Source organism: Aquipuribacter aurantiacus (assembly GCF_051216895.1).
In the GTDB taxonomy this organism is placed as follows: Bacteria; Actinomycetota; Actinomycetes; order Actinomycetales; family JBBAYJ01; genus Aquipuribacter.
In genome coordinates, this window is record NZ_JBPKAO010000003.1 from 199,426 (window position 1) to 208,774 (window position 9,349).

Here is a 9,349-nt window from a genome sequence, read left to right on the forward strand (position 1 = left end):
CGGCCAGGTTCGACGTCACCTGGGACATCGCCCGGTGAGAGCACTGCTGGACACCCGGTCGTGAGCGCCACCGAGGTCGTGCCGTTGGACTGATCCGGCGATCGGTGCGGCCACGCCGTGGGAGGTGCCCTTCGGTGTCCTCGGAGGACAGCATGATGAGCCGCATGACCTTCGCCAACGTAGGGACCCTCGGTGTCGTGGCCGGCAAGCGGGACGAGCTCGTCCGCCACCTGACCAGGCGCAGCGACGCGCTGCGCGACGTCGGGTGCCTGGCCTACGAGGTCGGCGTCAACGACCAGCAGCCGGACACCGTCTTCGTCGTCGAGCTGTGGCAGGACCAGGCGGCCCACCAGGCCTCGCTGTCCCTGCCCGAGGTGCAGGAGGCGATCGCCGCGGCCCGGCCCCTGCTCTCGGGCGACTTCGGCGGCTTCCAGTTCACCGTGACCGGCTCACCGCTGCGCGACTGACCCGTCCGGCTCGACCTGTCGAGCGAGCCGCCCGAGGGCGTCGTCAGCCCGCTGGAGGACCCACTGCTCCTGCACGAGCGCAAGGCCGCAGCGCGTGAGCACCCGACCCGACGTCGAACCGACGGACGCCGTGGCCCCGACGAGGTCGCACCCGGCCCCGACCGCGAGCTGGAGCCGGTGCCGGACCAGCGCGGTCTGGACACCGCGTCCACGAGCCGACGGGATGGTCGCGGCCGCACCGAGCCAGCCCGTCCGCCGCCCGGTGGAGCCGACGACCGACAGGGAGCCGCAGCCGACCGGCTGCCCGTCGAGGAGCGCCAGCAGCTGGGTGGTCCCGGTGGCCCCGCGGTCCGCGTCCATGAACTCGTCACTCGTGGTCCGGTCGGCCCCAGCGGCCAGGGCCTCGGCGATCATCACGTCGGCGGCCCAGGTGGACAGGGTGTCGTCAGCACCGACCTCGACGATCTCGATCCGCCGGTCGACCGGTGGGACGGTGCGTCCCGTCGACGGGGCGGCGCGTGGGTCGACCGCGAACATCGTCCGGCACCAGGCGGGGACGAAACCTGCGGCGCCGAGCGCGGCGACCGTCGATGCCGGCGCCCAGGACGACAGCTGCACCGCAGCGGGCAGGCCGGCGTCGGCGTAGTGCCGCACGAGGGTGGTCACGTCGTCCGGGCTCAGCTCGTCGAGCGTCACCCCCACCGCCCGGTTGACGTACCGTCGCGCGCCGCTGATCACCAGCAGTCCGCGGCCGAGAGGCACGGCCGTCGGGACGGGGTCGACGCAGCCCCTCGCGACGAGCGCGTCGACGAGGGCGAGAACGGTGGCCGCCTCCGTCTGCTCGAGCCGCCTGATCATTCTGCGGTGGGTCATCGGACCCGCAGGTGGCACGCAGCCCCTCGGTTCACGAGACGCGTCCTGGAGGTCCTCGTCACGAACCTGAGGCTGCCACGTGCTGCACGACTCGATCGACCACCCGCTGGACGACGGGCTCCGGCCTGCCGTTGTCGAGGACCGGTGACGCCCTAGCTGCTGCCGGCCGTGCCGACCGCCGCGCCCATGACGGCCACCATCACGGCCGCGTCGACCGCGGCGCGGGCGTCGGCGACCGCCTTGCGCACCGCGGCGGGGACCGCCTCGTCGGCGGACACCTCGGCGACCCGCGTCGCGAGCCGCTCGTCGTCCAGGCCGGCGGTCTCCGCCGGCAGGACCTTGCGCAGGCCCTTGACCGCGTCCAGCAGCGACAGCAGCACGACCTCGCGCGGGGCGGCGGGCCGCTCACCGCGCAGCACCTGGCCCAGGCCGCCCCGGACCCGGTCCTCGTGCCCGGGTTCCTGCTCGGGGTAGCGCGAGACCGGGAACACCCCCAGCACCCGGTGGGTCTCCTGACGGAGGTGACCGCTGACCACCAGCCGGTCACGCACCATCGTCCGCAGCCCGGTGGCGAGCCGTTGGACCGTCGCGGACCCGGTGCGGGGCGTCGCCAGCCGACCGAGCCGTTCGGCGAGCAGCTCGTCGGACAGCACCGAGCCCTCTCGGCGGACGAGCCGGGGCTCCTTGCTCCAGCGGGCGGGCTCGACGTGGTCCAGGTGTCCACCGGCCACGAGCTCGGCCAGCACCGCCCCGGCCAGGGCGTGGTCCGCGGCGGTCCCGTCGACGGCGGGCTTGCCGTCGGCGTCGTCCATGATCAGCAGGAGCAGGTCCTCGGCGATGAGCATGCCGCCACGGTAGCCAGCACTCACCCCCAGCCGAAGAACACCCGCTCGACCACGGCTCGGGCGTGGCGTGCAGCCCGCAGCCAGTCGTCCTCCAGGTGCGAGGCCTGGCCGGGCCCGTAACCCATCAACCGGGCGATGCCGTCCAGGTCACCCCGGTCGGTCGGCAGCACCTCGGTCGCGCGGCCGCGCCACAGCGTGAGCGCGTCGCGCAGCCGCGAGCCCATCCGCCAGGCGGTCTCCAACGTGTCCGCGTCCGCCTCGTCGATCAGGCCCACCGCCTGCGCGCCCGCCAGCGCCTCCAGGGTCGACGCGGTCCGCAGCTCGGCGTGGGCGTGGGCGTGCTGCAGCTGCAGCAGCTGCAGGGTCCACTCCACGTCGGTCAGCCCACCGCGCCCCAGCTTGATGTGGCGTCGGGCGTCGACGCCACGCGGCAGCCGCTCGGACTCGATGCGGGCCTTGATGCGGCGGATCTCGACGACGGCGTCCTTGCCGGGCCCGCCCTCGGGGTAGCGCAGCGGGTCGATCACCTCGGCGAAGCGCTGGGCCAGGCCGGCGTCGCCGACCAGCACGTTGGCCCGCAGCAGCGCCTGGTGCTCCGACGGCACCGACCAACGGCCGTAGTAGGACCGCATCGCGCCCAGCGTCCGGACCAGCTCGCCGTTGCGCCCCTCGGGCCGCAGCCCGGCGTCCAGCTCCAGCGGCGGCTCGGCGCCGGAGCGGCGCAGCAGCGCCCGGGCGCGGGTGACGACGTCCCGGGCCACCGTCGTCGCCTCCTCCAGGTCGACGCCGTCGTGCGGCTCGTGCACCAGCACCACGTCCACGTCGCTGGAGTAGCTGGACTCGCCACCGGCCATCCGGCCCAGCACCAGCACCAGCAGCCGGGTGGGCAGCTGCTCCATGGCCTCGGTGACGTCGACCCGGCCACCACCGCGCTCGGCCACGACGTCCCGCGCGACCGCCTGCAGAGCCACGATGGTCACCACCGCGGCACTGGTGGCCAGCGCCCGCCCGGCGGTCTCGCCGTCGATCAGCCCCGTGACGTCGGCGATCCCCGTCCGCACCACCTCGCGGCGGCGGATCGCCCGCAGCGCCCAGATCGCCTCCTCGGCGTCGCCCGAGCGCCGCGCCACCGCGACGGCCTCGGCCAGCAGCGACTCGTGGGTCGGCGGCACCAGCCGCGAGTCGGAGTCCAGCAGCGCCGTGGTGTTGGGGGCGCGCTCGATCAGCCCCGGCACGAGCCGGCCCGACGCCAGCACCAGGGCGAACCGCTCGGCCGCGCCCGCGGAGTCCCGCAGCATCTTGAGGTACCAGTGCGTCGAACCCAGCTCGTCGGAGATCCGGCGGAACGCCAGCAGACCCGCGTCGGGGTCCGCCGCGTCGGCGAACATGCCGAGCATGGCCGGCAGCAGGGTCCGCTGGATCGCCGCGCGCCGGCTCACCCCGCCGCTCAGGGCCTCCATGTGCCGCAGCGCGCCGGCGGGGTCGCGGTAGCCGAGCGCCTGCAGCCGAGCCGACGCCGCCGAGCTCGTCAGGCGCACCTCGTCGGTCGACAGCGACGCGATGGCCGTCAGCAGCGGTCGGTAGAACAGCTTCTCGTGCAGCCGTGTGACGACCCGGACGGTCTCCCGCCAGGCACGGCGCAGGTCGTCGGTGTCGGCCCCGGGCCGCAGCACCAGCCGGGCGAGCCGGCGCCAGCCCTCGGGCTTGTCGGGCAGGACGTGGGTGCGGGCCAGTCGCTGCAGCTGCAGCCGGTGCTCCAGCACCCGCAGGAACCGGTAGGCGCGGTCGAGCTCCGCGCCGTCGTCACGGCCGATGTAGCCGTGCGCGGTCAGCGCCTCCAGCGCGACCAGCGTGCTGGGGGCCCGTAGCCGGGTGTCGGTGCGGCCGTGCACCAGCTGGAGCAGCTGGACGCTGAACTCGACGTCGCGCAGCCCGCCGCGGCCCAGCTTGAGCTGACGGTCGGCCTCCTTGGCCGGGATGTGCTCGACGACGCGACGGCGCATGGCTCGGGAGGACTCCACGAAGCCCTCGCGCTCGGTGACCTGCCACACCATCGGCCAGATGGCGTCGAACCACTCCTGCCCCAGCTCGGCGTCCCCCGCGGCGACCCTCGCCTTGAGCATCGCCTGGAACTCCCACGGCTCGGCCCACCGGTCGTAGTAGGCCTGGTGGCTGGCCAGCGAACGCGTCAGCGGGCCACCCTTGCCCTCCGGGCGCAGCGCGGCGTCGACCTGCCACAGCGACCCCTCCGACGTGGTGCCGCCGCAGATCTGCCCGATGGCCGCCGCCAGCCGGGACCCGACGGCCTGCGCGCGCGAGTCGTCGACGGAGTCCGCAGCGGGCTCGCAGACGTACAGCACGTCCACGTCGCTGATGTAGTTGAGCTCCTGCGCGCCGGTCTTGCCCAGGGCGATCACGGCCAGGCGCACCTGGTCCGCGCCAGGCACCTCCCGGGCCGCCAGGACGCAGGCGGCCTCGAGAGCGGCGTCGGCCAGGTCGGCCAGGGCCGCACCCACCCGGGGCAGCAGCGCACCCGCGTCCTGGGCGCACAGGTCGGTGGAGGCGATGGCGACGAGCTGGTCGCGGTAGGCGACCTTGAGGGCGTCGCGGGCCGCGACGCCGTCGGCGTCGGTGACGGCCTGGACCAGCAGCTCCCGCCGCTGCTGCGCCGTCACGACCAGGCCGTCGTGCGCGACCCGGTGCCAGGAGTCCGGGTGACGGACCAGGTGGTCGGTGAGGGCGCGGCTGGCCCCCATGACGCGCGCCAGGCGCCGCAGCGGTCCCGGCCCCTCGCAGGGGTCGCGGTCGTCCACGACCACGTCCCGCAGCCGGTCCGACAGGTCGCCGTCGACCTCGTCCACCAGGCGCACCAGCCCGAGCAGCGCCGCGTCGGGGTCCGCGGTGTCGCCCAGCAGCTCGGCCAGGGCCAGCGCCCCCAGCTCCGAGCGTGCCAGGTCGTGCAGCCTCGGCAGCGCCCGGTCGACGTCGGTGAAGCCGAACCGGGCCAGCTTGGCGCGGGTCGACGCCGACCGGCCGCCCTCGGTCGTCTCGGGAGCCCGGTCGGCCCGCTCGCTCACAGCAGCGGCAGGTAACGGCGCCGCTCGAACGGGGTGATCTCGCGCCGGTAGTCGTCCCACTCCGCACGCTTGTTGCGCAGGAAGAAGTCGAAGACGCCCTCCCCCAGGGTCTCCGCGACCAGCTCCGAGCCCTCCATCACCGACACGGCCTCGGCCAGGCTGCCCGGCAGCGGCTCGATGCCCAGCGCGCGCCGCTCGCTGTCGGTCAGGCTCCACACGTCGTCCTCGGCGCCCGGGGGCAGCTCGAGGTCCTCCTCGACGCCCTTGAGACCGGCGGCGAGCATGAGCGCGAAGGCCAGGTACGGGTTGGCGGCCGGGTCCAGGGCGCGGTACTCCACCCGGGTCGACTGGCCCTTGCTGGGCTTGTACATCGGCACCCGGACCAGGGCGGAGCGGTTGTTGTGGCCCCAGCTCACGTACGACGGGGCCTCGCTGCCGCCCCAGAGCCGCTTGTAGGAGTTGACCCACTGGTTGGTCACGGCGGTGATCTCGCGGGCGTGGCGCAGCAGCCCGGCGATGAACGCACGCCCGGTCTGCGACAGCTGGTACTCCGCGCCGTCGGCGTGGAACGCGTTGGACTCCCCCGAGAACAGCGACAGGTGGGTGTGCATCCCGGAGCCGGGCAGCCCGGCCAGCGGGCGCGGCATGAACGAGGCCTGCATGCCCTGGCTGTAGGCGACCTCCTTGACCACGGTGCGGAACGTCATGATGTTGTCCGCGGTGGACAGCGCGTCGGCGTAGCGCAGGTCGATCTCGTTCTGGCCGGGGCCGTTCTCGTGGTGGGAGTACTCCACCGAGATGCCCAGCGCCTCCAGCATGGTGATGGCCTCGCGGCGGAAGTCGTGGGCCACGCCCGCGGGCACGTGGTCGAAGTACCCGGCCTGGTCCACGGGGATCGGCACGCCCTGGCTGTCCAGGTCCTTCTCGAACAGGTAGAACTCGATCTCGGGGTGGGTGTAGAACGCGAACCCCGCCTCGGCCGCCTTGGCCAGCGTCCGCTTGAGGACGAACCGGGGGTCCTGCGGGGCCGGCTCGCCGTCGGGGGTGAGCACGTCGCAGAACATCCGGGCCGTGCCCTGCCGCCCGTCCGGGCCGCCGCGCCACGGCAGCACCGCGAACGTGGAGGGGTCGGGGCGGACCAGCATGTCCGACTCCACCACCCGCGCCAGGCCCTCGATGGTCGACCCGTCGAACCCGATGCCCTCGGTGAACGCCGCCTCCAGCTCGGCCGGGGCGACGGCGACGGACTTGAGCGAGCCGAGGACGTCGGTGAACCAGAGCCGGACGAACCGGACGTCTCGCTCCTCGACGGTACGGAGCACGAACTCCTGCTGACGGTCCATGCGTGCACGGTAGTGCGTCGGGCACTCCCCCGCCGGGACCGGTCCAGGGGTGGCTAGCCTGACCACGTGCCCCGACTGCGTCTTGCTCTCGCCCAGGTGGACACCGTCGTCGGCGACCTGGCGGGCAACGTCGCTCGGGTGCGGTCCGCCGTCGCGGAGGCGGCCGCCGCGGGCGCGCACCTCGTCGCCCTGCCGGAGATGTGCCTGACGGGCTACCCCGTGGAGGACCTGGCGCTGCGCCCGGCCTTCGTGGCGGCCTCCCGGGCCGCCCTGGTCGAGCTGGCCGGGCACCTGGCGGCCGACGGCCACGGCGACGTCGTCGTCGTCGTGGGCTACCTCGACCAGGACGTGGACGCCGCGGGCGCCGACGTCAACCGCACGGGCCGCCCACCGCTGGCGAGCCAGAACTGCGCCGGGGTGCTGCACGGCGGGCAGGTGCTCGCGAGCTACGCCAAGAACCACCTGCCCAACTACGGCGTGTTCGACGAGCGGCGCATCTTCACCCCCGGCACGCACGGCCAGCGCGTCAACGTCCGCGGCGTCGACGTCGCGCTGCTGGTGTGCGAAGACCTGTGGCGCGACGGCGGGGTCACCGCGCAGCTCGCCGAGGCCGAGCACGACCCGGGCCTGGTGCTGGTCGTCAACGCCAGCCCGTACGAGCGAGGCAAGGACGACGTCCGCTACGAGCTGTGCCGCTCCCGGGCCGTGGAGACCGGGTGCGCCGTGGCCTACGTCAACCAGGTCGGCGGGCAGGACGAGCTGGTCTTCGACGGGGACTCGATGGTGGTGGGGCCCGACGGGGCGCTGCTGGCCCGGGCACCGCAGTTCGTCGAGCACGTCCTGGTCCTCGACCTGGACCTGCCCGAGGGGGCGACCGAGGCGGGCCCGGGCCGGTTGTACGACCGCGTCACGGTCCCCGGCGGCGTGACCGAGCAGCCCGCGGACCCGTTGCGCCCCGCCCCCGCCGTGCCGTTGGCCGAGTGCGAGGAGGTGTACCGCGCCCTGGTCCTGGGCCTGCGCGGCTACGCCACCAAGAACGGCTTCTCCTCGGTGGTCCTGGGCCTGTCCGGCGGGATCGACTCCGCCCTGGTGGCGACCCTGGCCGTGGACGCCCTGGGCGCGGACGCCGTCCACACCGTCGCCATGCCCAGCCGGTACTCCTCGGCGCACTCCCTGGCCGACGCGGCCGACCTCGCCGCCCGGCAGGGCACCCACCACCGCGTGGTGCCGGTGCAGCCGATGGTCGACGCGTTCCTGGCCGGGCTCGACCTGACGGGCCTCGCGGAGGAGAACGTCCAGTCGCGCGTGCGCGGCGTCGTCCTGATGGGGATCAGCAACTCCGAGGGGCAGCTGGTCCTGGCGCCGGGCAACAAGAGCGAGCTGGCCACCGGCTACTCGACCATCTACGGCGACGCGGTCGGCGGGTTCGGTCCCATCAAGGACGTCCCCAAGACGCTGGTCTGGGCGCTGTCGCGCTGGCGCAACAGCCACGCCGAGGCCTGCGGCGAGACCCCGCCCATCCCGCCGAGCAGCATCGACAAGCCGCCCTCGGCGGAGCTCGCGCCGGGTCAGGTCGACTCCGACTCCCTGCCGGACTACGAGCTGCTCGACGCGGTGGTCGACGGCTACGTGGTCGGCGACCTGGGCCGGGCGGACCTGCTGGACCGCGGCTTCAACAGCCACGTCGTCGACCAGGTCGTCCGTCTGGTGGACCGTGCGGAGTGGAAGCGTCGGCAGTATCCGCCCGGCACCCGGATCAGCCCCAAGGCGTTCGGGCGCGACCGTCGCCTCCCGGTCACCAGCCGCTGGCTGGAGCCCGACGCCTGAGCCGGGTGCCCGGCCGGGTGCCTGGGCCGGGTGCTGGCACGCTGGTCTGCCAGCATGGCCGTCATGAGCTCCGCTGACGACAACGCGACGAGGCGTCCGGGTCGGGTCCGGGTCCCGCACCTGGCCCGGTGGAAGGCCGAGGGCCGGCGCTGGGCCATGCTCACGGCCTACGACTCCACTACCGCGGGTGTGCTGGAGGAGGCGGGGATCCCCGTCCTGCTCGTGGGCGACTCCGCGGCGAACGTGGTCTACGGCTACTCCTCGTCCCTGCCGGTGACCCTGGAGGAGATGCTCCCCCTCGTCGCGGGTGTCGCGCGGGCCACCACCCGCCCCCTGGTGGTCGCCGACCTGCCGTTCGGGTCCTACGAGGCCTCCGACGCCCAGGCGGTGGGGTCCGCCGCCGCGCTGATGAAGGCCGGCGCGCACGCGGTGAAGCTCGAGGGCGGCGTCCGGGTCCGCGGCCGGATCGAGGCGATCGTGGCGGCCGGCATCCCGGTGATGGGGCACATCGGCTTCACCCCGCAGGCCGAGCACGCCATCGGCGGCTACCGGGTCGCCGGGCGGGACGACGACGCCGCCGAGCGCACGCTGGCCGACGCCGTCGCCGTCACCGAGGCCGGGGCGTTCGCCGTGGTGCTGGAGATGGTGACCGCACCGGTCGCCGCCCGGGTCCACGCGCTGGTCGCCATCCCCACCGTCGGCATCGGGTCCGGCCCGGACTGCGACGCCCAGGTGCTCGTCTGGCAGGACATGGCCGGTCTCAACGACGACCGCCGGCTGTCGTTCGTCAAGCAGTACGCCGACCTGCGCACCCAGCTGCGGGGGGCGGCCGAGGCGTTCGCCCGCGAGGTCGAGGACGGCAGCTTCCCCGACGCGGCCCACAGCTTCGACAGCCCGACCACCTGACCCAGCACGCC

At 74.2% G+C, this 9,349-nt stretch carries 7 protein-coding genes; 3 read left to right on the forward strand and 4 right to left on the reverse strand.

Annotated elements, in window-relative coordinates; translation table 11 throughout:
- The first annotated feature begins 164 nt into the window (after window positions 1–164).
- A complete protein-coding gene (locus tag ACR80Q_RS05840; protein WP_435376802.1) occupies window positions 165–467 on the forward strand; it encodes a putative quinol monooxygenase in 303 nt (100 codons plus the stop codon).
- On the opposite strand, the gene ACR80Q_RS05845 is transcribed toward ACR80Q_RS05840, so the two are convergent.
- The 4 genes from ACR80Q_RS05845 to ACR80Q_RS05860 form a co-directional block, all read right to left on the reverse strand.
- Window positions 450–1,325 (reverse strand): GNAT family N-acetyltransferase, encoded by an 876-nt coding sequence (locus ACR80Q_RS05845; RefSeq protein WP_435376640.1) that lies wholly within the window; start codon window positions 1,323–1,325, stop codon window positions 450–452. The genes ACR80Q_RS05840 and ACR80Q_RS05845 overlap by 18 nt on opposite strands.
- A 167-nt stretch (window positions 1,326–1,492) precedes the next feature.
- A complete protein-coding gene (locus ACR80Q_RS05850) occupies window positions 1,493–2,185 on the reverse strand; it encodes a GOLPH3/VPS74 family protein (protein ID WP_435376641.1) in 693 nt (230 codons plus the stop codon).
- Between the two features lie 20 nt (window positions 2,186–2,205).
- A complete protein-coding gene (locus tag ACR80Q_RS05855; protein WP_435376642.1) occupies window positions 2,206–5,262 on the reverse strand; it encodes a bifunctional [glutamine synthetase] adenylyltransferase/[glutamine synthetase]-adenylyl-L-tyrosine phosphorylase in 3,057 nt (1,018 codons plus the stop codon).
- Window positions 5,259–6,605 (reverse strand): glutamine synthetase family protein, encoded by a 1,347-nt coding sequence (locus ACR80Q_RS05860; RefSeq protein WP_435376643.1) that lies wholly within the window; start codon window positions 6,603–6,605, stop codon window positions 5,259–5,261. The genes ACR80Q_RS05855 and ACR80Q_RS05860 overlap by 4 nt, the downstream gene beginning before the upstream one ends.
- A 66-nt stretch (window positions 6,606–6,671) precedes the next feature.
- On the opposite strand from ACR80Q_RS05860, the gene ACR80Q_RS05865 reads away from it, so the two are divergent.
- Both ACR80Q_RS05865 and panB read left to right on the forward strand, forming a co-directional pair.
- The gene (locus tag ACR80Q_RS05865; RefSeq protein WP_435376644.1) at window positions 6,672–8,432 is read left to right on the forward strand and encodes an NAD+ synthase; all 1,761 of its coding nucleotides are present in this window, start codon (window positions 6,672–6,674) and stop codon (window positions 8,430–8,432) included.
- Window positions 8,433–8,495: 63 nt separating this feature from the next.
- Window positions 8,496–9,338: a 3-methyl-2-oxobutanoate hydroxymethyltransferase gene (panB, locus tag ACR80Q_RS05870; protein ID WP_435376645.1), complete on the forward strand. Its 843-nt coding sequence runs from the start codon at window positions 8,496–8,498 to the stop codon at window positions 9,336–9,338.
- Window positions 9,339–9,349 lie beyond the last annotated feature (11 nt).

Excerpts from the sequence above, each read along its gene's own strand:
- panB (WP_435376645.1), top strand. The coding sequence starts at position 8,496 with ATGAGCTCCGCTGACGACAACGCGACGAGGCGTCCGGGTCGGGTCCGG.
- ACR80Q_RS05845 (WP_435376640.1), bottom strand. The coding sequence starts at position 1,325 with ATGATCAGGCGGCTCGAGCAGACGGAGGCGGCCACCGTTCTCGCCCTC.
- ACR80Q_RS05840 (WP_435376802.1), top strand. The coding sequence starts at position 165 with ATGACCTTCGCCAACGTAGGGACCCTCGGTGTCGTGGCCGGCAAGCGG.
- ACR80Q_RS05860 (WP_435376643.1), bottom strand. The coding sequence starts at position 6,605 with ATGGACCGTCAGCAGGAGTTCGTGCTCCGTACCGTCGAGGAGCGAGAC.
- ACR80Q_RS05850 (WP_435376641.1), bottom strand. The coding sequence starts at position 2,185 with ATGCTCATCGCCGAGGACCTGCTCCTGCTGATCATGGACGACGCCGAC.